Here is a 23,011-nt window from a genome sequence, read left to right on the forward strand (position 1 = left end):
ATAAAGTAATATGTCAAGTACAGTTTTATCACACGACGCAGCTCATCATGATGCACATGGTCATCACCATGAGACGTTCTTAACTAAATACATATTTAGTCAGGATCACAAGATGATTGCGAAGCAATTCTTGATCACAGGTATCATTATGGCGGTTTTTGCCATGATCTTGTCTCTTTTGTTCCGTATTCAATTAGCTTGGCCGGACAAAGATTTCCCTATTCTTGAAGTATTCTTGGGTAAATGGGCAGAAGGTGGTCGTATTAAGCCTGATTTCTTTTTATCATTAGTTACTATCCACGGTACAATGATGGTATTCTTCGTATTGACTGCGGGGTTATCGGGTACATTTAGTAACTTATTAATTCCATACCAAATTGGTGCTCGCGATATGGCATCTCCATTGATGAACATGTTGTCATACTGGTTCTTCTTTATCGCTTGTGTTATCATGATTGGATCCTTCTTTATTGAAAGTGGTCCAGCATCACCAGGATGGACTATTTATCCACCATTATCTGCCGTTCCTACAGCCATTTCTGGTTCTGGATTAGGTATGACGATGTGGTTAGCATCTATGACTTTATTTATCGTATCTCAAGTATTGGGCGGTGTAAACTACATTTCTACAATCTTGAATATGCGTACTAAAGGTATGGATCTTTGGAAAATGCCTTTAACTATCTGGTCTTTCTTCTTAACAGCTATCGTGGGTTTGTTATCGTTCCCAGTATTAGTTTCAGCAGTAGTGTTATTGATCTTTGACCGTTCGGCAGGTACATCATTTTACTTGTCAGACTTAGTTGTTCAAGGACAGATTTTACCTAATGAAGGTGGTTCTCCAATCTTATTCCAGCACTTATTCTGGTTCTTAGGTCACCCTGAGGTATACATCGTTGTAATGCCTGCATTAGGTTTGACTTCAGAAGTAATCTCAACAAACTCACGTAAACCAATCTTTGGTTACCACGCGATGGTTTACTCATTAGTAGGTATCACGGTATTATCATTCATCGTATGGGGTCACCACATGTTCGTGACTGGTATGAATCCTTTCTTGGGAGGTGTTTTTATGATCACGACGTTGATTATCGCAGTTCCTTCGGCAGTAAAATCATTCAACTATATGGCTACATTGTGGAGAGGTAACATTCGTTTCACTCCAGCGATGATGTTTGCTATCGGTATGGTATCATTCTTTATCTCAGGTGGTGTTACAGGTATTTTCTTAGGTAACGCTGCATTGGATATCAACTTACACGATACTTACTTCGTAGTAGCTCACTTCCACTTGGTAATGGGATCTGCTTCTATCTTTGGTATGTTATGTGGTGTTTATCACTGGTATCCTAAGATGTTCGGTAGAATGATGAATGAGAAGTTGGCATATTTCCACTTCTGGTTGACTTTCATCGGTGCGTACTTAGTATTCTTCCCAATGCACTTTATGGGTATTGATGGTGTACCTCGTCGTTACTACTCATTCACTGAGTTTGCATTCATGGAAAAATGGGTTTCTGTAAATATTCTAGTTACTTGGGCTGCTATTATTGCAGGTGTTGGTCAGTTAGCATTCTTAATTAATTTCTTCGGATCTATTTGGTGCGGTAAGAGAGCAACGCAAAATCCTTGGAACTCTAATACATTAGAGTGGACTACTCCAGTAGAGCATTTCCACGGAAACTGGCCGGGTGAGATTCCTACAGTATACCGTTGGCCTTATGACTACAGTAAGCCAGGTCACCACGAGGATTTCATTCCTCAAAGTGTTCCTCATTCGCAAACTATGAGTTCGAATATGCCACATGATTTCGAAGGAAATGAAGAAGCTATTCGTATTCAAGAGCAATGGAATAAAGAAAATAACAGAGTAGAAGGTTAGGTTTATACCTACCTTCTATTTAATACTATTTTGACAAATATAAAGAGGCGTAATGTATCCAGCAGGTGAGAAGAGGTTTATAAATGTTAATAGAATTACTATTATCACCTTATTTCTTGTTATTATCGCTGGTGGCGTAGTACGAAGCACAGGTTCGGGAATGGGATGTCCAGACTGGCCTAAATGTTTCAATCAAATCATTCCACCTACTGATGTTAGCCAATTACCAGAAGGGTATGAGCAGCATTATATAGATGGTCGTGTCAAGAAAAATCAACGTTTTGCAAATATTGTTGAATTTTTTGGAGACGCGGAAAAGGCAGATAAAATTCGTCATGATGAATCAATTTTAGTACATGAGGAATTTAACGCCGCGAAGACATGGACAGAATACATTAATCGTCTAGTCGGTGTTTTAGCAGGGTTTGCGTTATTATTTACGGCAGTATATTCGTTTATTTATATCAAGTCAAAACCTTCCATTTTCATATGGAGTGTTCTTAATGTCATCTTAGTCGTAATTCAAGCTTGGTTAGGCTCAATTGTTGTGTCAACCAACCTGATGCCTTGGATTATCACCGTGCACATGTTGTTAGCACTGATTATTGTTGGTGTAAGTATTTATACTTTCTATATAGCTACTACTCTGCGCAATAAGACGATATTAGTCAATTATCCTTCGACGGGACTTAAAGCTATCGCCATAGTATCTCTTATAGTTACATTGGTACAAGTAGTATACGGTACAGAAGTAAGAGAGGTAATTGATCATCTGAATGCAGATGGCGTAGCACGAGGAGAATGGATTGAATCTATAGGTGTTAATTATGATATCCATAGAATATTAGCTTATGTGACTTTATTGATTACTGTTTTGTTTTTCTTTCTAGTGAAAAATAGATTTAGCAAAACGTCAATTCAAAGTCAATATGCATGGATAATCTTAATATTAGTAGTATTACAAATGTTGTCTGGGATAATATTAGCTAGATTTGCAGTTCCAGCTTTTGCGCAGACATCACACTTAGTACTAGCAAGTTTGTTTTTCGGAGCACAGTATTATTTGATGCTTTTGATGACGAAGCTGAAAAGATAGATAATAGCAAATACAATTATTATCTAGAGGAGAAAAGGAGAAAGAGCACTCAATGAAAACTTTTATTTCAGATTTTAACAAACTTGTAAAATTACGTTTGACGTTAACTGTTGTATTTTCAGCATCTATTTCATTTTTGATAGGCGCGAAGCAACAGGGTGATATCATGTGGTTCAATTGGTTATTATTAACGATTGGCGGATTCTTGGTGACAGGAGCAGCGAATGGTTTTAATGAAATCATTGAAAAGGACATCGACAAATTAATGAAGCGCACGATGGATCGTCCATTACCAGCCGGAAGAATGACTACAGGTCAAGCTTTAGTGTTGAGTTTATTTATGGGCATTATTGGCACTTTGGTATTGGTAAAACTGAATTTTATTGCAGGATTACTATCGGTGTTTTCAATATTTTTGTATGCATTTGTGTATACACCTTTAAAACCTAAATCCAGAATTGCTGTATTCATAGGCGCAATTCCTGGTGCATTGCCACCACTGATTGGGTATTTCGCGGCGTTCGAATCGTTAGGATTTGGATTAGCTTATGCATCGGTTAGTGAATCTGCTATTATCATTACACCATTTATTTTGTTCCTTGTTCAGTTTTTCTGGCAATATCCACATTATTGGGCGATTGCTTGGGTAGCGGACGAAGATTACAATAGAGCTGGTATCCAATTATTACCAAGCCTAAAGAAAGATAAAGCATCAGCTGTTTTTATCTTTATATCTGCTTTACTAATGATTCCAGTTGGCTTTTTGCCAATGTATTATGGATTTGGTGGTTGGATATTTACGATAGTATCGCTGTTAGGTGGTTTAGCATTCACTTGGTACGGATACAAGCATCTTGTAGAGTTAAAAGACGAGACGGCTAAAAAGGTAATGTATATCTCGTTCTTATATTTACCGTTGACACAATTAGTATTACTTTTTGATTTTATTCCTTTTAAATAATATAAATGGGAGCTAACGAAATAGAATTGGAAGACTTGCAAAGAAAGCGTAAAGCTCAAAAATTCAACCTTTGGTTGGGTTTGATTGGGATGTTTATGATGTTCGCTGCACTTTCAAGTGGATTTATCGTATATACGGCAAGTGGTGTTGATAAAGGAATTAAAACAATATTACCACAAGCGTTTATTTACAGTACACTAGTAATAGTGGCAAGTAGTTTGACTTTGCATTTCGCGGTTAAAGCTGCTCAGTTAAATCAGCTTGCAAAACAAAAGATGCTATTGATTATCACGATCGTGTTAGGCATAGTATTTTTTATACTTCAAGTACAATCGTGGGGTATATTGACAGAGCAGGGCGTTTATTTTATAAACAACAATGCTTCACAGTCATTTATCTACATCTTCACTGGATTGCACTTGGCACACATTGTAGCTGGACTTTTGGTGTTGGTACGCGCATATTTCGGTGCTGTTAAGCCAATTGCTTCCGACCGCAATGTTTTTAGAATGGATCTAGCAGCTATTTTTTGGCATTTTCTAGATCTTTTATGGATTTATATATATGTTTTCTTACTTTTGAATCAATAATAGTAAACAATGAGTACAACAACTGTATCGCAATTGGATAAGGTAAAAGACGGACCATGGTCTGGTGGTAAGTCACCTTGGAATTTAGAGTATGGAAAAATCATGATGTGGTTTTTCTTAGTTTCAGATGCTTTTACGTTTTCGGCATTCCTAATTTATTATGGTGCTCAAAAATTTGCTCAACCTACATGGATAGATGCGGATAAAATTTTCCAATCTGTACCAGGTATTGCTGAGTCAGGTCAACCTTTGGTTTTTGTAGGTATCATGACCTTCATTTTGATTATGTCTTCTGTGACGATGGTATTAGCCGTAGAAGCAGGGCATCGAAATTCAAAACAAGAAGTTGTTAAATGGATGATCTGGACCATTTTAGGTGGTTTATTATTCGTTGGCTGTCAAGCTATCGAGTGGTCTCACTTGCATCACCAAGGATTTTGGTTTGGAAGAAACCCTGCTACAGGATTAGTTGATCCAGATGCTATTGCAGCAGCTTTAGAGCCATATTTTACAAAGGATATTTCTTATACAGCAGCATTACAATTCTCTAATTTATTCTTTACTATCACTGGTTTCCACGGTTTCCACGTTTCGATCGGTATTTTGTTGAATATCATTATTCTTTGTATGACATTGAATAATACATTTGAGAATAGAGGTACTTATTTAATGGTTGAAAAAGTAGGTCTTTACTGGCACTTTGTAGATTTAGTGTGGGTATTCGTATTTACATTCTTCTACTTAATCTAATTATTGACTTTTATCGAATTATAGAAAATGGCACATCACGATCATATAGCTACACACGATGCTCACGAGCATGGTGAGGGAATGGGGAAAAAGCAAATCTGGCAAGTATTCTTTGTATTGTTGGCATTAACAGCATTAGAATTCTTAATCGCATTAGGTTTTGTTCATCACTGGGGAATTTTGCAAAAAGGCGCTTTAGTTAATACGATTTATATCGTTTTGACACTTGTGAAAGCATACTATATTGTTGCATACTTTATGCACTTGAAGTTTGAAAAATCAAGTTTTATTGTTACTTGTAGTATAGTATTTATTTTGATCATCTATTTCATCGTATTGATGTTGGTAGAAGGTGATTATTTATTATATCACTTACAAGAGCATGATATTTTTCCTAATAAATAAGAATGAATAATAACTCTAAAAAGAGAAATATATCAACTTTTATAATCCTGGCTATAGTATTACTAGTGCCAGGATTTTTGTATATAACGCTTAATAAAATTGGTTCAAACCAATATTTGAAGCTTCCAGTATACGGTGAGAAAGTGCTTTCTGGTAAGATGAATCGCAAGATGGGACGGGAGATTCCCGATACGGTTTATCATCAGATCGAACCATTAACTGTGTTTAATGCTAATGGTGAGAAAGTTGATTTTCTAAATCAAGATACTGTTATCACAGTTGTACATTTGTTTGCAGCGCAAGACAGTGGTTTATCTCGTACATTACTTACGAATCTTAAACCAGTGGCAGAACGTTTTAAGAATGTGCAAAAGGTGAAATTTTATTCAATTTTGCTCAATCCAAATGAAAGCAGCGAAGATTTGGAAAAAATACAACAGCTATATGCGAAAGAGTTTGGTCCAACTTGGTTTATCGTGCGTCCAGATTCGGCAATAACGGAATATGTAAAACAAAACTTTTTGATTGATGCACATGTAAATTCAGATTCTACATTTGCTTTTAGTAACAATTATTTATTAATTGACACAGAAAGGCGAATTCGTGGTTTTTACGACATCAACGCAAATAAGGAGATGGAACGACTGGAGGACGAGATCAAAGTTCAATTGGTAGAGGAAGCGCGTAATAATCCATTAAAAATTGAGAAGAAATAGTATGGCAATGACAGAAGAAGAAAAGAAGTATAAAGGTATTATTTGGACATTATCAATTGTAGTGCCTTTAGCAGTAGCAGCATTATTTGGTATAAATTTGCAAAAAATGGGCTACGATGTAGAACCCTTATCGTTTTTACCACCAATTTATGCGACAATTAACGGCTTAACAGCTGTCTTATTGGTATGGGCGGTATCAGCAATCAAAAGAGGCAATGCTAAATTGCACGAAAACTTGATCAAAATATGTATGGTTTGCTCTGGTTTATTTTTAATAATGTATGTGGCATATCACATGACATCAGTTTCTACACCATATGGAGGTGAGGGAGCTATTAGTTATGTGTATTTCTTCATTTTAATTTCACATATCTTATTATCAATTATTATTATCCCTTTTGTATTGTTCACATTTGTAAGAGGTATTGCTGGAGCATACCAACGTCATAAAAAACTAGCGCGTATCACGTATCCGATGTGGTTGTACGTAGCCGTTACTGGAGTGATAGTCTATGTAATGATATCACCTTATTATACACATTAATAAAGATGAATAGAGTTTGGATATATCAAGCTGATAGATTTTTAACTGCGGTGGAAGTATCAGAAATTATTGATTTAGCTCAACGGTTTGTAGCTTCATGGACGGCGCATGGATCAGCATTAGCTGGAAAGGTTACGCTTATTGACAACCTATTTTTAATACTAGAAGTAGATGAAGAAGTAGCAGGAGTGACTGGATGTTCTATTGATAAGTCAGTGCATTTTATAATATCTCTAGGAGAGAAGTTTGGTATTGATTTCTTTGATAGAATGCGTGTGTCTTATATCGATGAAGAAGGCAAATTACAACTTGCAAGTCGTGAAGAATTTCAGGCTTTAGTGAATAGTAATACTGTTAATGCAGATACATTAGTTTACAACAATCTAATTCAAACATCAGAAGAACTTTCAACAAATTGGAAAATTCCATTTTCACAAAGTTGGCACAGTAAGGTCTTTTAGAATACTCATAAAGTAAAACAAAAAAGGATGTACATGACGTACATCCTTTTCGTTTATAATGCAGTTTTTGGTGCTGCGGATAATATTTCTGCGCTTGCTTGATCCTCGTATTGCTTAAAGTTATTCACAAATAAATTAGCTAATACTAATGCTTGTTTGTCATATGCGTCTACATCAGCCCAAGTTGTTCTTGGATTTAACACCTCCGGTGGAACACCAGGACAAGATTGGGGTTTCAATACTCCAAATATCACGTGTGGTACATATTCTACATTGTCCAAATCTCCACGCATTGCCGCATTTATCATGGCACGTGTGTATTTCAGGTTCATGCGTTTTCCTTCACCGTATTTTCCACCAGTCCATCCTGTATTGATTAACCATACATTTACTTCAGGATGTTGTTCTAATTTTTTGCCTAATAATTCAGCGTATTGTGTGGGATGCAACGGTAAAAAAACGCGCCCGAAACATGCTGAGAATGTAGTCTGCGGTTCTGTAATACCCACTTCTGTTCCAGCTACTTTAGCCGTATAACCCGAAATGAAGTGATACATGGCTTGTGCTTTTGTTAATTTTGAAATCGGAGGAAGAATTCCGAATGCATCGCAAGTCAAGAAAAATATATTTTTAGGAATAGCACCTAATGATGGTTGCTTTGCATTGGGGATATAATCAATAGGATAGGCTACGCGTGTGTTTTCAGTAAGTTTGGTATTTGAAAAGTCAACTACATTCGAGTTTTCGAAGAAAGTAACATTCTCTAATAATGCACCTTCTTTTATTGCTCCATAAATCTCTGGTTCTTTTTCAGCACTTAAATCTACTACTTTTGCATAACATCCACCTTCAAAATTGAAAACCGAATTATCAGCCCAGCCGTGTTCATCATCACCAATCAATGAACGATTGGCATCTGCCGAAAGCGTAGTTTTACCAGTACCACTTAGACCAAAGAAAAGCGACACATCACCGTCTTTACCTTCGTTTGCAGAGCAATGCATAGGTAATACACCGTGTTCATGAGGAAGTATAAAATTTAGGACAGAAAATATTCCTTTTTTCATTTCTCCTGTGTAAGCAGAACCTCCTATTAAAATCACTTTTTTGGTGAAATTTACGATGGTAAAATTTGATGAACGTGTACCATCGATAGCAGGATTAGCTTCGAATTCAGGAATTTGAAGAATCAACCATTCGTGTTCAAAAAGGGCTAAATCTTCTGAGCTTGGAGTTATGAAAAGATTGTTGCAGAATAGATTCGCCCAAGGTAGCGTATTAATTACGGTAACATTTATTTTGTATCGTGGATCAGCTCCAGCATGACATTTTCTAGCCCAAATATTTTTTTCAGCAAGAAAGGAAGTCATTTTTTGAAATAAATTGTCAAAAATTTCTTCTGTAATTGGAATATTTACATCACCCCAATCTATGCTTTCTGAAGTCAAGTCATCTTTAACAATGAATTTATCTTTTGGTGATCGCCCAGTGAATTTCCCTGTCTCTACACATAAAGCTCCTAAATCATTTTGCTTTCCTTGATTTAACTCTAACGTTTGCTGCGTTAGTTCGTCATTACTCAAATTCCAATAAACCTTTTGTGCTTGTTTTTCAATCTGGCTTATTGCTAATTTTATGGCTTCATTCCCTATTTCTATGCGCTCCATTATCATAATTTGTGAATTTATGGTACTAAGGTAGGGAGTTCATAGAGGTCGGAATTAACCTCTATTATTTTTGCAAAAATTATTATATAATGCTGATTTCTTTAACTTTTTTATCCGTAAGAAAATGGATTTTTAATATTCAATATTGAAAAGCCCGAAAGACTTAATAAAAATTTAATTTGAGTTTTTTGATAACTCAAAAAACTCAAATTAAAATGACAAAATATGTTTACTTTTTATCTAAACTGTATTTCCCTGCTCCCGCAATCGCTAGTGAGATAAAAATAAACATCAACTCCATGGGGTGGGATGATTTAATAATTCCATCGCCATTTGCTAAGTGCGTAATGAAAGCAATCAACATGGTGAAGGCCAATACTAATGCTGTTGGACGAGTGAATAAACCTATAATAATTAATGCAGAGCCAATACATTCGGCCATAGTCGCCGAAAATCCCCAAAATGAAGTCATGAATGTTATACCTATTTTGTGCATAGCAGAACCTATTTTTTCTCAATTTTCAGGACCTTTCATTAATTTCGGAATACCATGAAAGGCTAACATCGAGCCTCCTATGGCAAGCCTTATTAGTAATAGTCCTACATCTTTTCGGATGTGTGTTGTTGATCGACTCATAATTAGTTCGTGTATTTAAGGTTTATATGATTTTCATTGATTGTTAATAAAACTTCTTTGCCGAAAACTAAGGCGCGGTTATCTTCTATATGTCCAGCAGGAAATCCAAAAGCAACTGGATAATCGAACTCTTGTACCTTATCCATTATTATATCTTCATATCGCTGACCGAAAGCAGGTTCTGAGTCTTTAAGTTCGGTAAAGCCGCCAACAATTAAAGCCTGAAGCTTGTCCAATTTACCCGCTCGTTTCAATGTCCACAACATTCGATCAATATTATAATGCGATTCACCAACATCCTCTATGAATAGGATCTTACCATCATAATTCACATCAGAATTGGAAGCTACAACACTGTGCAACAATGCTAAATTTCCACCTATTAAAATGCCTTGCGCAGTTCCTGGACGATTTGGATATTCGTTATACGTATAGCTGATGTCTATATTTCCGCCAAAAAGCGCATTGTACAAAGTATCTATTGATTCTTTACTAGCATCCAAAAATGATTTTACCATTTGACCATGGATGGTCGGGATTTGAAATTGATTTTGAATATGGCTATGAATTGCCGTTACATCGCTAAATCCAATAATCCATTTCGGATTTTTTTGGAAGGACATAAAGTCAATTTTGTCAATGATCCGTACGCAGCCATAGCCACCACGACCCGCGATTATCGCTTTGATTTCTGGATTGTCTAACGCATATTGAAAGTCTTGTGCTCGTAATTCATCTGAGCCCGCAAATTGATTGAATTGCGCGGTGACAGAAGGATATATTATTGGCTCTAATCCCCAATTTTTCAATACGGAATAGGCTTCTGTCAAATCTGCACTGATATAACTGGCAGGACAAATAATGGCTATTTTATCTCCTTTAGTTAAGAAGGGAGGAGTATTCATATTCAATGTGTTATTGTGATTTTTTTCAATATAAATATTTCTTATCGATTTTTTGAATATTTTGAGTAAGGCTTATTTATTAAGGACAAATTGAATTATCTTTGTACTCTAATTTTTTCAAAAAGTTTCACCTTAAAAATACGATATATTGAGCAATTTGACTAAAAAACGTTATACGATTACTTCGGCTTTGCCCTATGCGAATGGTCCATTGCATATTGGTCACTTGGCTGGAGCATATATTCCGGGCGATATTTTTGTGCGCTTTTTGCGTCTGAACAATAAAGATGTGGTATATGTGTGTGGTTCAGACGAGCATGGCGCAGCTATTACGATACGAGCAAAAAAAGAAGGTGTTACGCCAAAAGAAGTTATTGATAAATATAATAAGCAGATCAAAGAATCTTTTGAAGAATTTGGTATTTCATTCGATATTTATCACCGTACTTCAGAGCCAATCCATCACGAATTATCCCAAGAATTTTTCTTGAATTTGTACGAAAAAGGAGAGTTTATTGAGAAATTTTCAGAGCAATATTACGACGAGGAATTTCACCAATTCTTAGCCGATAGATATATTACAGGTACTTGTCCACATTGTCAAAATGAAGGCGCTTATGGTGACCAATGTGAGAAATGTGGTACATCGTTGAGTCCAACGGATTTGATTAATCCAAAATCAACTTTAAGCGGTAAAACTCCGATTCTTAGAGAAACCAAACACTGGTACTTGCCATTGGATAAATACCAACCTTGGTTGGAAGAATGGTTGATTGAAGGTAAAAGGAATGAACTGAAATCGAATGTGTTTGGCCAATGTTCTTCTTGGTTGAAATCGGGTTTGCAACCACGCTCAATGACACGTGATTTGGATTGGGGAGTGGATGTTCCTTTGGAAGAAGCGACGGGTAAGAAATTGTATGTGTGGTTGGATGCACCTATCGGGTATATTTCAGCGACAAAACAATGGGCTATTGACCACGGTAAGAATTGGGAAGACTATTGGAAGAAGCAAGAGAATTCTGGAGATGAATCTACGTTGATTCACTTCATTGGAAAAGATAATATTGTATTTCACTGCATTATTTTCCCTGCGATCCTGCATGCACACGGTGAATATATCTTGCCAGAAAATGTACCAGCTAATGAGTTTTTGAATTTAGAAGGCGATAAACTCTCGACTTCACGTAATCACGCAGTTTGGTTACACGAGTATTTGGAAGAATTTCCAGATAAGCAAGACGAATTACGTTATGTGTTGACTTCGATCCTTCCAGAAACATCGGATTCTGAATTTACATGGAAAGATTTCCAAGCACGTATAAACAATGAGTTGGTTGCAATTTTGGGAAATTTTGTAAACCGTGTGATGGTGCTTTCGCACAAATATTTTGACGGTAAAGTATTGAAGGGTTCTGAATTCAATGAGACAGATAACGCTGTTTTTGAAGAACTGAAAAAATATCCTGGATTGATCGAGCAATCTCTTGGAAATTACCGCTTCCGTGAGGCGTTAGCACATTTTATGAATGCGGCACGTTTAGGGAATAAATATTTAGCCGATGAAGAGCCTTGGAAAGTTTTCAAAACGGATGAAGAGCGCGTCAAAACGGTATTGAATGTAGCGACACAAATCGTAGCTAACTTGGCTATTTTGGGTCAACCTTTCTTGCCAAAAACTTCAACTACTTTATTTGAAATGTTAGACTTACCTCAACAAAATTGGGATAAAGCAGGAACAGCTGATCTTATTGCAACAGATAAACAGTTGGGTGAAGTTCAAATGTTGTTTGATAAAATTACGGACGCTGAAGTAGAAGCACAATTGCAAAAATTGGCTGAAGCAAAAGCGAGCAATGCTTTGGCAAATACAACTGTAGCGCCAGCAAAACCAAATATCTCTTTCGATGATTTCATGAAAATGGATATCCGTATCGGAACAATTTTAGAAGCAGAAAAAGTAGCTAAAACGAAGAAATTGTTGAAATTAAAAATTGATACAGGTATCGACCAACGTACAGTCGTTTCGGGTATTGCTGAGTTTTTCGCGCCTGAAGATATCGTTGGAAAACAGGTTTCTATTTTAGTAAACTTAGAACCTCGCGAAATCAAAGGCATCCAATCGCAAGGTATGATCTTGATGGCTGAAGATGCAGATGGCAGATTAGACTTTGTAAATCCGACATCAGGTATTACAGTAGGAAGTTCAGTGCGATAATTTTTGGATTAAATATAATAGAACAAAGAGCAAAGATGGTAATCGTCTTTGCTCTTTTTCGTTTAGTCCTTTACTCGAATAAACGTATCAATATTCCTAAATCCATCCGAATTAAGAAATTTTTTGAATTGCTTTTTGTTTATATCGTAATTTATGGTACTTTTTGAAGTATCTTCAGGTGTTCTAGTTATTTCATTCAATAAATCAATATCTTCTTTACCTGAAATATAGGATAATGTGAGTATGTCTTTTTCTAAAGTCAACTTTCCAACGCTCCATTTCTTATCATTCTTATCTTGCCTATTGAGAAAATAATGTCCTTTGTATTTTTTCAAAACATGACCTTCTTTAAATTCGAATAGAGTATCAAGGTTCTGATATTTTTGAATAATGGAACCATCTGTTCGGAGTACAATTTCTCTACTTTTAGATTTACTATTTATCAACGTGTCAGCTGACAATTGATATATAGTGTCTAAAGAGTCTAGTAATGTCTCGATGTAATGGCTGTAAGATTGTGTTATTAATTGATCTGTTATAAATAAAGTTGTCGCAGAATCGGAAGATTGATAAGTACCTAAATACTTTTTATCAAAGCTATTTTCATTTTTCAGGTCAATAGGTTGGGGATCGTCGAATGTTGCAGTTGGTCCGCAGCTTATGATTATCAATGTAAGTAATCCACATATTGTGGATAAGGTGTTTAATCTGTTCATAACGGTTATTTTCTCTATATACTTTTAGGAGAATAAAGTAACCGTTATGAAAAGTAATATGTATGATACAAAAATTAAACAGAGGATTTGCTTTGATTTTTTCTTATTAAGAATCCGATTAAGAATCCAATAGCTGATGGAACAACCCAGCCTAAATCCACATCAGCAAAAGGTAGCAATTTGTACAAATCAGCTTTCCACCAATTCAACATAATTCCTAAACCAAAAAATGCGACAATCGTAGAAGCTATTAAAGCACCTATATATGGAGCTTTACTTTTTATAAATCCACCAAAAATAATGATGTAAAGAACCAACGTAATGGCGATAGGATATACGAAAGCCAGTGGGGGGTAAGCAAATTGAATGATTTTATCGACTCCTAGAATAGCCAATAGTGCTGAGAAAACACAACAAACAGTTACTAATAATTTATAACCTAATTTTCCACCTGTCAATTCGGAGAAAAATGAACCTACAGCAGAGGTCAAGGCGATTGATGTGGTCAAACATGCCAAGCCAATACAAATTCCGATACCAATCATACCATAGTCCCCTAAAGTACTTTTGGCAATATGAATAAGCAACGCCGAACGGCTGATTCCTTTGTCCTCGATACCTGAAGTTGCACCTAGATATACAAGTCCTCCGTAAATAAATATCAAACAAACGGATGATATAATGCCCGAAGAAATTACCACTGAACTTTTGTCACTCATTTTAGTATAGCCTTTTGTTTGCGCTGCTGCGATAATTATTCCAGCGAATACTAACGATGCCAACATATCCACCGTTTGATAGCCTTCGGTAAATCCGAATTTAAATGACTCGGTAGTGCTTAATGTTGTCGATGCAAAATCTCCAGCAGGATTTATTATCCCCATTAAGATCAATGCGAAAAGAAGAACCAACAATAAGGGAGTGAGTATATTGCCGATAATATCTACCACTTTTGAGGGCGATATGCTCAAAGCCCAAGTTATTCCAAAAAATATAATAGAAAAAAGGATTGGACTGAAAGTAGGGAAATTTGGAGCTATTCCAATTTCAAATGTTGTCGCTCCCGTGCGCGGTATAGCAATCAGCGGGCCGATACACAACATAATGATCGTTCCAAGAATCGGAGCAAGCAAAGGGTGTATGCGATTTCCCAAATCGTATATGGTATTCCCTGACTTTACAATAGAAAGAATGCCTAAAAAAGGTAATATAATTCCCGTTAATCCGAATGCGATAATAGTTATGAACGTGTGATGACCGACTTGCAGGCCGATGAATGGAGGAAGAAGGAGATTTCCTGCCCCAAAAAACATCGCAAATAAAGCAAATCCTATGGTGATTGTATCTTTGTTTTTCGTCATTATAGATAGGTTTAGTATAATAAATGTATCAGTTGTTTTGCTTCTTTGACATCATGCACACGTAGGATTTGTACACCTCTTTCGAGTAAAATAGTATTCAATGCCGTAGTGGCATTTAGAGATTCTTGTGGCGTGATACCAAGTTTTTTATAAATCATGGATTTTCGGGAGATGCCTCCCAGAATAGGTAGCCCATGATAATGCAATTCATTTACACGCAACAGCAATTCGTAATTCTGTTCGATCGTTTTGGCGAAGCCATATCCTGGGTCCAGAATAATATCCTTAACGCCCAATGCTCGTAATTTAGCAATTTTAGTACCCAAATCCACTGCCACATCATTCACGACATCGTCGTAATCCGTGAGTTGTTGCATAGTTTCTGGTGTGCCACGCATGTGCATCAATATATAAGGTACTTGCAATTCTGCAACAGTTGCAAACATTTCATCATCCAAAATTCCTCCTGAAATATCGTTGATAATATGTGCGCCAGCTTGAATTGCAGCTTTTGCCACATCAGCACGAAACGTATCAATTGATAGTGGAATCTCTGGGAATTTCTCAGTAATGGCTTCGATAATCGGGATCACTCTATCTATTTCTTCTTGTGAAGATATAAGTGTCGCACCTGGACGTGAAGAATAAGCACCAATGTCAATTATATCTACACCATCCGCTATCATTTGTACTGTGCGTTTTAACGCATTTTCTAATGAATTGTGCATCCCCCCATCAAAAAATGAATCAGGTGTAACATTCAAAATTCCCATGATTAAGGGCTTTTCAAATGTCATCAACGTGCCTTTAATATTGATAGATTGACAAGGAGAAGTCTTCAGCTTATTCATACTTTGTAAAAATATAAAAAAGGCTGTAATATTCACTACAGCCTTTCCTCAATGTGGTATAAAATACTATTTTACAACCAAAACACCATCAGCTACGATGCTAATATCTGTTTTGGGTTGTGTAATTTTAGCAATATCTTCTTTGGTTTTGCCTTCATCTTCTGCATTGTGTTGCAATTGCTTTACAGAAAGCTCTTTTACTTTTGCTTTTCCTTCAACAACAACAGTTTTTCCGATAAGATCAGCGGGAACAAAATAACCGTAATCCGTGAAACGTACATTGATAGGATCAACCTCTCCAGCACGTTTCAAGGTCAAGAAACAACCTTTCTTTTTGCATACTCCGACTACTTCACCCTCTATTTTACCTGAATATTGTTTTTTGGTTTTTAAAGTGCTTTCTAGTTTTGCTACAGAAATAGCATCTTTGCTCGTGATCGCTTTTCCGTATTGAACACCTACTTTTGCAGGCTTAATGTCTTGTTGGGCAAAAGCTACAGCAGTCATCGCCATCAAAGACACACACAGTGTAATTAACTTTTTCATAGAATTATTATTTACGTATAAATTCAAATTTTCCAGAAGGATCTAATTTCATTATTAGAGACGGTTTCCCTTTAGAGGTATCATGTTGACCAAACTTAACGATATAATCAACACCATCTTTGATTTCATCAGAGATTTCATCAAAATTACCAGCAGATGATTGACCACTAATATTTGCTGATGTCGAAATAATAGGTTTTCTAAACCGTTGCAATAATTGTTGACAAAAAGGATGATTTACAACGCGAATACCTATGGTGCCATCTTCAGCAATAGCATTTTCTGCCAAATTTTTAGCCCCAGAATAAATAATAGTTAATGGTCTTTCCGTAACTTCTATCAATTCATAAGCAACTTCTGGAATTTCGCGTACATAACTTGCCAATTGATTGTCATTATGCAGAAGAATCAACATACTTTTGCTTTTATCTCTTCCTTTCAAGGCAAATACTTTCTCTACCGCTTCTGGATTCGTCGCATCACAACCTATACCCCAAATCGTATCCGTTGGGTACAAAATGAGATCACCGTTTTTCAATGTCTCTAATGCTTGATTGATATCCTCTCTATCTACAAATGTACTGGCCATGTCGAAATTAGATTAAACAGCTACGTTGTGCTCGCGCAATGCATCATTCAATGATGTTTTCTTATCTGTAGATTCTTTACGTTGACCAATGATTAAAGCACAAGGGACTTGGTATTCACCCGCAGGGAATTTCTTTGTATATGAACCTGGGATTACTACCGAACGCGCTGGAACATAGCCTTTGTATTCTACTGGTTCTGGACCTGAAACATCGATAATTTTTGTTGACGCAGTCAAAACTACATTAGCTCCCAATACAGCTTCTGTTTCTACGCGAATACCTTCTACCACGATTGCACGAGAACCGACGAATACGTTGTCTTCGATAATCACTGGAGCAGCTTGTACAGGCTCTAATACACCACCGATACCTACACCACCAGATAAATGCACATTTTTACCAATTTGCGCACATGAACCTACAGTAGCCCAAGTGTCGACCATAGTACCTTCATCAACGAATGCACCTATATTTACGTATGAAGGCATCATGATTACACCTTTAGCTAAATAAGCACCGTAACGTGCAGAAGCTCCAGGTACAACACGTACACCTAATTCTTTGTAGTTAGTTTTTAATTTCATTTTATCGTGATACACAAAAGGCGTGTTTTCAATGACTTTCATATCACGGATTGGGAAATAAAGAATTACAGCTTTTTTGATCCAATCATTTACATGCCAACGGTTGCCAATTGGTTCTGCTACACGCAATTCGCCAATATCCAGTTTCATAATGATAGTCTGTACAGCCTCAAAATATTCTTTATTGCCTAATAATTGTCTATCTTCCCAAGCTTCTTCGATTAATTTTTGAAGTTTTTGAATTTCCATTTTTTCTTTTATAAATCACTAAATACTAACTACAAATATGCTCATTTTTCTCGAAATGAATAGCCAATTAAGGTCATTATTTTGAAAGAATGTAGTATTTTTGGGCATGGCAAATGAATCTGAAAAATTACGTATTGACAAATATTTATGGGCTATTCGGGTTTTCAAGACGCGTAGTTTGGCGACTGAAGCCTGCAAAGCTGGACGTGTCAAATTGAATGGACAGAATATAAAGCCTTCATACGTTGTGAAGGTGGGAGATACGTATGCCGTACAAAAAGGTATCGAACGCAAACTTATCTATGTAGTTGGACTTTTAGAGCGTCGCGTAGATGCAAAAACTGCTGTGCAATTTTATGAAGATCGTACGCCTGTGGAAGAAACACATAGTTATAAATCAATGTTCCAAGCTCCGATTCTAAAACGTGATCGTGGAACAGGTAGACCTACAAAACGTGATCGCCGTGAAATCGATGATTTGAAAGCGAGTGAATGGTGGGAAAACGAAGAATAATTACTTTATTATAATATCAATTATTCGTCGTCTGTTATCGATGTATTTCAGAATGGAATCACCTATTCCCACATTTCTTACCTTAACATTATTTTCCAGAATAAGTTTTTTGGCTTGAGTGGTGTCACCTAATAGAAAATATGTAAGTGCTATTGACATGTTTTCCGCGGCAATTTTATTTTCAGGAAGTGTATCGATATGGTTTTGATGTATAGTAAGAGCTTTTTTGTAAGTAAGTTGTGCTTCTTCAGTATCATCACCTAATTTCTCTAGTAGCATTCCTTTCATTTGTAGAGCTTCTGGGTATTCTTTTTTAGCTAATAATTCGTCTACTGCTACTTTTGCCTCTTCATATCTGCGTTGATCGATCAGAAGATTAGCTTTATTTTGAATAGGTAAATGATAGGACGAATCTAGGGCAATTGCTTCATCGAATAAGATTAAAGCGCTATCAGGGTTGGTAAGAAATAGCTGTGTAGCTTTGTTATTCAATGCGATAGCCTCCTTTTTATAAGGGGAAGATGAAGTACATCCTATGAATATTATAACAGTTAATAGGCTTAAAATTGATTTCATAACAAACGAAAATGGGATATAACTAAAAAGGCAGAACGTTACATTCTGCCTTTTATATAATTATTATTGAAAATTATCTCTTATCTAAATCGATATAAACGCTATCTACATCACCTGTGTATACTTGACGCGGACGACCGATAGGCTCTTTGTTGTCACGCATTTCTTTCCATTGTGCGATCCATCCTGGAAGACGACCTAATGCAAATAATACAGTAAACATTTCTGAGTTAAAACCTAAGGCGCGATAGATAATACCCGAGTAAAAGTCAACATTTGGATATAATTTTCTGTCAATGAAATATTGATCTTCTAAAGCTGCTTTTTCAAGTCCTTTTGCGATATCCAATACAGGATCATTGATACCTAATTTCTCCAATACATCATCTGCTGCTTTCTTGATGATTTTAGCACGAGGATCGAAGTTTTTGTATACGCGGTGACCGAATCCCATCAAACGGAAAGGATCGTTTTTGTCTTTCGCTTTGTCTAAATATTTTTTTACATCGCCACCATCGTTTTTGATGTCTTCCAACATCTCAATTACTGCTTGGTTAGCTCCACCGTGAAGTGGTCCCCATAAAGCATTGATACCTGCCGAAATAGAAGCATATAAATTCGCATTCGAAGAACCTACGATACGTACTGTCGATGTAGAACAGTTTTGCTCGTGGTCTGCGTGTAAGATTAATAAAACGCGCATAGCGTCAAGTACTGCATCATCAAAGATTTTATCGCAGTTCACTTCACCAAAGATCATGTTCATGAAGTTGTCAATATATCCTAAATCTTTTTTAGGATATACAACTGGATGACCTAATGATTTCTTTTGAATCCAAGAAACGATTGTTGGCATTTTACCCAACAAGTTTACGATCGTTTCGTATTCTTCTTCTTCGTTTTGATTTGGATTTAATGATTCTGGATAGAATGCCGATAAAGCACCTACTAAACACGAAAGTTGACCCATAGGGTGGGATTTCGATGGAAAACCAGCGAAGAAATTTTTCATGTCTTCGTGTACCAACATTTTCCCTTTGATATCAGATCTGAATTTTTCTAAAACTTTTCTAGATGGTAATTCGCCGTATATCAATAAGTAAGCAACTTCTAAGAAAGTGGATTTTTCTGCTAATTCTTCAATTTTATATCCACGGTATTTAAGAATACCTTTTTCGCCATCCAAAAATGTAATTGCACTTTTAGTTGCACCTGTATTTTTGAATCCTGGGTCTAAAGTAATATATCCTGATTGGTCTCTTAATTTTGAAATATCAATAGCTTTCTCGTTCTCCGTTCCTGTGATTACAGACAACTCGATCGTCTTGCCATTTAAAGTAATAGATGCTGTTTCCGACATAATCAAATTTCTTGTATATACACAAAAGTATAAAATTCAACAAGAAAAACTAAACTTAAAACAAGTTTAAATGACATTTATCAGTCATAAATCGTAAACTAAATAATTCTTTAACTATCTGATTATCTATTTCCGTCAAAAAGTGTTAAATATTTTACGAAAAATTTTTTATTCTACGAAATTTTCGTAGATTAGTGTTGTGAAATATAATCATGACGATATGAACTTAGAGAAATTAACGATACAAGAAGAAGAGGCAATGTTATCCATTTGGCAATTGAATGGTGGTTTTGTGAAAGAAATATTAGATAATATGAAGCCAGAAGAGCAAGTTCCTTACACTACACTTGCTTCTACAGTCAAAAACTTAGAACGTAAAGGCTATGTAAAGGCTGTTAAATACGCAAATGCCAAACGTTATGAGCCACTTATTTCATTGGAGGATTACCGCGCTAAATTTATGAATTCATTCGTGGGCGATTATTTCAAAAACTCGTACAAAGAAATGGTTTCATTCTTTATCAAGGAAGAGAAGCTTAGTGAAAGTGAATTGAAAGAAATTCTCAATATGATCAAGGACAATAAATCTTAAAGAGATGGAAAATCTACTAACCTACATACTTCAAGTAAACCTTCTTATATCGTTAATCTTTTTGGGTTATTATTTCTTATTGAAGGGTTTGACTTTTTACACGTTGAATAGGGTGTACTTTGTCGTAGGGAGTCTGTATGCATTTGCGTACCCGTTTATCGATATTAAATCTTGGTTTACGAGAAACGAAGTTATGCTAACTGTTCTACCACCAGAATTAATTACAACATTCGATATGCCAGCTACTAGTACTAGTCAAATTACATTGTTGGATGTCATTATCACGGTTGTAGCCATCTTGGCAGTGCTATTTGTATTTAAATTGCTGATGCAGCTATTTAGTTTGTTGCGAATACATTTGCATTCCAAAAATTCTTCGTGGCAATCCTACATCTTTCGCAATGTAGTTTTTCCAATTGTTCCTTTTTCATTTTTCAATAAAATATATATACACAAAGAGCAACATCAGGAAACTGAATTGCAAGATATTTTCGCGCACGAGATTGTACATGTGAGAGGCCATCACACGGTAGATATTTTGTTGTTCGAAATCATATTGGTGGTTTGTTGGTACAATCCCTTCGTATGGTTAATGCGCAAAGCTGTACGTCAAAATTTAGAATTCCTGACCGATCAACAGGTGCTGAATAAGGGCGTGGACAAGCAAACCTATCAATATTCTCTATTGCATGTCACGCGACAAGGTGTTGCGGTGGGCATGAGTAACCATTTTAATTTTAAAACCCTAAAAAAGCGCATTATGATGATGAACAAAAAGCGCTCTTCCAAATTGGAATTGAGCAAGTATGCTTTCTTACTACCAGTTTTTCTGATCGCGGGAATGTCTTTTACAGTAAGTAAAGCCGAAAATAATATTGAGAAAATAGTTGAGAAATCACAACAAACTACTGTAATATCTGAACCACTAAAAGTAAAAATGCAAGGTGAAGTAGGTGAATTGTTGAAAAATACGATTGGTACGGATATTATATCCGTCGACACTAGTCAACAAATTTATAATGCGGATTATCCGTTAGCTCCTTCAACTTTTAACAAAGAAGAATTGAGAGGTAAGAATCTCTTTTTCAAAATTGATGAGAAGTTAGTGTCATTAGATGAATTTTATGATTTCTCTAGATCCGACATTTATGCAGTAGATATTTATACAGATAAAGAGTATATACGGAAGAAGATAGGCAAAGAAAACGCTGAAGGATATTTTGTGATTACTTCGCGTGATTGGATTGCGAAAAATTATCCGGTAGAGCAGTTGCAAAAGATGGTGAACGAGGGAAACGAACGTGGCCTTACTTTTACAGTAGAAGAAAATGGTAAAAAACGTGTAATAAAAGGTCAATCTGCAGATTTTGAAGCTTTGAAAAAGTTAGCTCCATTCTATGATTACGAATCTTCAAAGAATAGGAAAAATGCTCAAACTAATGAGAAGTTTGAATTGACTTTTATGAAATCAGATACTTCTAGTCCAATAAAGCTAATTTCCAAAGATAGCCTAGGTAAGGATATTATATCGTCAAGTAAAAGTGGCGCATCTGTTATTCTTTCAAATCCAGATATAAAACCTCTTTATGTAGTGGATGGTAAAGTAAGCACAGGCGAAATTGTAAGATCTTTAAGTCCCGATAACATTAAATCTATTTCGGTATTAAAAGATAAAAGTGCCACAGCGATTTATGGTGATAAAGGAAAGGATGGGGTTGTGGTGATAAATACTAAGGATTACGACCAAAAGAAAGTTAATGTTAAAATCAAGGAAGCAATAACTAGAGAAATTGAAAATGAACGTCAGAAAAATGAAGTTTTAGTAGTAGGCTATAAACAGGAACCTCAATCTAAAATAGAGCTAAAAGGAGTCATTAATGGGATTTCAATAGATGATGCTTCTTTAATTACTAAAGAAAAGCGTGTAAATTTTAGTTCTTTTCAAACGAATAAGCCTTTGATCATTGTTGATGAAAAGGAAATGGAGAGTAATTTTGATTTGAATTCTTTAAATGTAAATAATATTCAGTCAATTTCTGTGTTAAAGGATCAAAGTGCAACAGCCTTATATGGTGATAAAGGAAAAAATGGAGTTATTTCCATTCAAACAAAAGGTAATGATCAGAAAGAGGTAGTAGTTACAGGTTTCAAAATCGATAAATCACATACAGATTCAAGCAAAACTATGTCAAATGACAAGGTGAAAGAAGTTGTAGTTACAGGGCACAAAAAGAAATAAA

The 23,011-nt window shown here is 35.8% G+C and carries 25 protein-coding genes; 13 read left to right on the top strand and 12 right to left on the bottom strand.

Annotated features, from left to right (window positions below):
* Positions 1 to 10 precede the first annotated feature (10 nt).
* The 9 genes from FLS47_RS08165 to FLS47_RS08205 are packed head-to-tail and all read left to right on the top strand — an operon-like array spanning position 11 to position 7,405.
* Positions 11 to 1,882, top strand: a complete 1,872-nt coding sequence (locus tag FLS47_RS08165; protein ID WP_188347389.1) for a cytochrome c oxidase subunit I — start codon at positions 11 to 13, stop codon at positions 1,880 to 1,882.
* Positions 1,883 to 1,934: 52 nt separating this feature from the next.
* Complete coding sequence (locus FLS47_RS08170) at positions 1,935 to 2,978, top strand: COX15/CtaA family protein (protein WP_149913877.1); 1,044 nt, start codon at positions 1,935 to 1,937, stop codon at positions 2,976 to 2,978.
* A 52-nt stretch (positions 2,979 to 3,030) separates the two neighbouring features.
* Positions 3,031 to 3,939: a heme o synthase gene (gene cyoE, locus FLS47_RS08175; protein ID WP_149913878.1), complete on the top strand. Its 909-nt coding sequence runs from the start codon at positions 3,031 to 3,033 to the stop codon at positions 3,937 to 3,939.
* 5 nt (positions 3,940 to 3,944) lie between these two features.
* On the top strand, positions 3,945 to 4,529 hold the full coding sequence (locus FLS47_RS08180; RefSeq protein WP_149913879.1) for a cytochrome c oxidase subunit 3: 585 nt from the start codon (positions 3,945 to 3,947) through the stop codon (positions 4,527 to 4,529).
* Between the two features lie 9 nt (positions 4,530 to 4,538).
* Positions 4,539 to 5,279 (top strand): cytochrome c oxidase subunit 3, encoded by a 741-nt coding sequence (locus tag FLS47_RS08185; RefSeq protein WP_149913880.1) that lies wholly within the window; start codon positions 4,539 to 4,541, stop codon positions 5,277 to 5,279.
* A 27-nt stretch (positions 5,280 to 5,306) separates the two neighbouring features.
* Complete coding sequence (locus FLS47_RS08190; RefSeq protein ID WP_149913881.1) at positions 5,307 to 5,684, top strand: cytochrome C oxidase subunit IV family protein; 378 nt, start codon at positions 5,307 to 5,309, stop codon at positions 5,682 to 5,684.
* A 2-nt stretch (positions 5,685 to 5,686) separates the two neighbouring features.
* Positions 5,687 to 6,400, top strand: a complete 714-nt coding sequence (locus tag FLS47_RS08195) for a thioredoxin domain-containing protein (RefSeq protein ID WP_149913882.1) — start codon at positions 5,687 to 5,689, stop codon at positions 6,398 to 6,400.
* Position 6,401: 1 nt separating this feature from the next.
* Entirely contained in the window at positions 6,402 to 6,944 is a 543-nt protein-coding gene (locus FLS47_RS08200) for a DUF420 domain-containing protein (protein ID WP_149913999.1), read from the top strand.
* Positions 6,945 to 6,949: 5 nt separating this feature from the next.
* On the top strand, positions 6,950 to 7,405 hold the full coding sequence (locus FLS47_RS08205) for a 6-phosphogluconolactonase (RefSeq protein ID WP_149913883.1): 456 nt from the start codon (positions 6,950 to 6,952) through the stop codon (positions 7,403 to 7,405).
* Between the two features lie 53 nt (positions 7,406 to 7,458).
* Here FLS47_RS08205 and pckA read toward each other — a convergent pair whose 3' ends face one another.
* From pckA to FLS47_RS08220, 4 genes are all read right to left on the bottom strand, one after another.
* Complete coding sequence (gene pckA / locus FLS47_RS08210) at positions 7,459 to 9,072, bottom strand: phosphoenolpyruvate carboxykinase (ATP) (protein WP_149913884.1); 1,614 nt, start codon at positions 9,070 to 9,072, stop codon at positions 7,459 to 7,461.
* 229 nt (positions 9,073 to 9,301) lie between these two features.
* Positions 9,302 to 9,568, bottom strand: a complete 267-nt coding sequence (locus tag FLS47_RS08215; protein ID WP_149913885.1) for a DoxX family protein — start codon at positions 9,566 to 9,568, stop codon at positions 9,302 to 9,304.
* An 18-nt stretch (positions 9,569 to 9,586) separates the two neighbouring features.
* Positions 9,587 to 9,709, bottom strand: a complete 123-nt coding sequence (locus FLS47_RS18780) for a hypothetical protein (RefSeq protein ID WP_262713862.1) — start codon at positions 9,707 to 9,709, stop codon at positions 9,587 to 9,589.
* Positions 9,710 to 9,711: 2 nt separating this feature from the next.
* Entirely contained in the window at positions 9,712 to 10,614 is a 903-nt protein-coding gene (locus tag FLS47_RS08220) for a S66 peptidase family protein (protein ID WP_149913886.1), read from the bottom strand.
* A 148-nt stretch (positions 10,615 to 10,762) separates the two neighbouring features.
* Between FLS47_RS08220 and metG the strand changes: the two genes are divergently transcribed.
* Positions 10,763 to 12,832 carry a methionine--tRNA ligase gene (metG, locus tag FLS47_RS08225; protein ID WP_149913887.1) on the top strand — a complete coding sequence of 690 codons (2,070 nt, stop codon included), beginning with the start codon at positions 10,763 to 10,765 and terminating at the stop codon, positions 12,830 to 12,832.
* A gap of 62 nt (positions 12,833 to 12,894) precedes the next feature.
* Here the strand turns inward: metG and FLS47_RS08230 are convergent, their stop codons facing one another.
* The 6 genes from FLS47_RS08230 to FLS47_RS08255 all read right to left on the bottom strand — a co-directional run bounded on the left by FLS47_RS08230 (position 12,895) and on the right by FLS47_RS08255 (position 17,729).
* Positions 12,895 to 13,548, bottom strand: coding sequence for a hypothetical protein (locus FLS47_RS08230; RefSeq protein WP_149913888.1), 654 nt, complete (start codon positions 13,546 to 13,548; stop codon positions 12,895 to 12,897).
* Between the two features lie 74 nt (positions 13,549 to 13,622).
* Complete coding sequence (gene brnQ, locus FLS47_RS08235; RefSeq protein ID WP_188347390.1) at positions 13,623 to 14,909, bottom strand: branched-chain amino acid transport system II carrier protein; 1,287 nt, start codon at positions 14,907 to 14,909, stop codon at positions 13,623 to 13,625.
* Positions 14,910 to 14,920: 11 nt separating this feature from the next.
* Positions 14,921 to 15,760 carry a dihydropteroate synthase gene (folP, locus tag FLS47_RS08240; RefSeq protein WP_149913890.1) on the bottom strand — a complete coding sequence of 280 codons (840 nt, stop codon included), beginning with the start codon at positions 15,758 to 15,760 and terminating at the stop codon, positions 14,921 to 14,923.
* A gap of 66 nt (positions 15,761 to 15,826) precedes the next feature.
* Positions 15,827 to 16,306, bottom strand: coding sequence for a DUF4920 domain-containing protein (locus tag FLS47_RS08245; protein WP_149913891.1), 480 nt, complete (start codon positions 16,304 to 16,306; stop codon positions 15,827 to 15,829).
* Between the two features lie 7 nt (positions 16,307 to 16,313).
* Complete coding sequence (locus tag FLS47_RS08250; protein ID WP_149913892.1) at positions 16,314 to 16,895, bottom strand: L-threonylcarbamoyladenylate synthase; 582 nt, start codon at positions 16,893 to 16,895, stop codon at positions 16,314 to 16,316.
* A 12-nt stretch (positions 16,896 to 16,907) separates the two neighbouring features.
* Positions 16,908 to 17,729, bottom strand: a complete 822-nt coding sequence (locus FLS47_RS08255; RefSeq protein WP_149913893.1) for a 2,3,4,5-tetrahydropyridine-2,6-dicarboxylate N-succinyltransferase — start codon at positions 17,727 to 17,729, stop codon at positions 16,908 to 16,910.
* 106 nt (positions 17,730 to 17,835) lie between these two features.
* Between FLS47_RS08255 and FLS47_RS08260 the strand changes: the two genes are divergently transcribed.
* Positions 17,836 to 18,243 carry an RNA-binding S4 domain-containing protein gene (locus tag FLS47_RS08260; RefSeq protein WP_149913894.1) on the top strand — a complete coding sequence of 136 codons (408 nt, stop codon included), beginning with the start codon at positions 17,836 to 17,838 and terminating at the stop codon, positions 18,241 to 18,243.
* On the opposite strand, the gene FLS47_RS08265 is transcribed toward FLS47_RS08260, so the two are convergent.
* Both FLS47_RS08265 and FLS47_RS08270 read right to left on the bottom strand, forming a co-directional pair.
* Complete coding sequence (locus FLS47_RS08265; RefSeq protein ID WP_149913895.1) at positions 18,244 to 18,819, bottom strand: hypothetical protein; 576 nt, start codon at positions 18,817 to 18,819, stop codon at positions 18,244 to 18,246.
* Between the two features lie 73 nt (positions 18,820 to 18,892).
* Entirely contained in the window at positions 18,893 to 20,179 is a 1,287-nt protein-coding gene (locus FLS47_RS08270) for a citrate synthase (RefSeq protein WP_149913896.1), read from the bottom strand.
* A gap of 220 nt (positions 20,180 to 20,399) precedes the next feature.
* Here FLS47_RS08270 and FLS47_RS08275 point away from each other — a divergent pair, with 220 nt between their 5' ends.
* Both FLS47_RS08275 and FLS47_RS08280 read left to right on the top strand, forming a co-directional pair.
* The gene (locus FLS47_RS08275) at positions 20,400 to 20,771 is read left to right on the top strand and encodes a BlaI/MecI/CopY family transcriptional regulator (protein ID WP_149913897.1); all 372 of its coding nucleotides are present in this window, start codon (positions 20,400 to 20,402) and stop codon (positions 20,769 to 20,771) included.
* 4 nt (positions 20,772 to 20,775) lie between these two features.
* A complete protein-coding gene (locus FLS47_RS08280; RefSeq protein ID WP_149913898.1) occupies positions 20,776 to 23,010 on the top strand; it encodes a M56 family metallopeptidase in 2,235 nt (744 codons plus the stop codon).
* The last annotated feature ends 1 nt before the right edge of the window (position 23,011 follow it).

The organism is Sphingobacterium cavernae, assembly GCF_008520265.1.
GTDB lineage: Bacteria > Bacteroidota > Bacteroidia > Sphingobacteriales > Sphingobacteriaceae > Sphingobacterium > Sphingobacterium cavernae.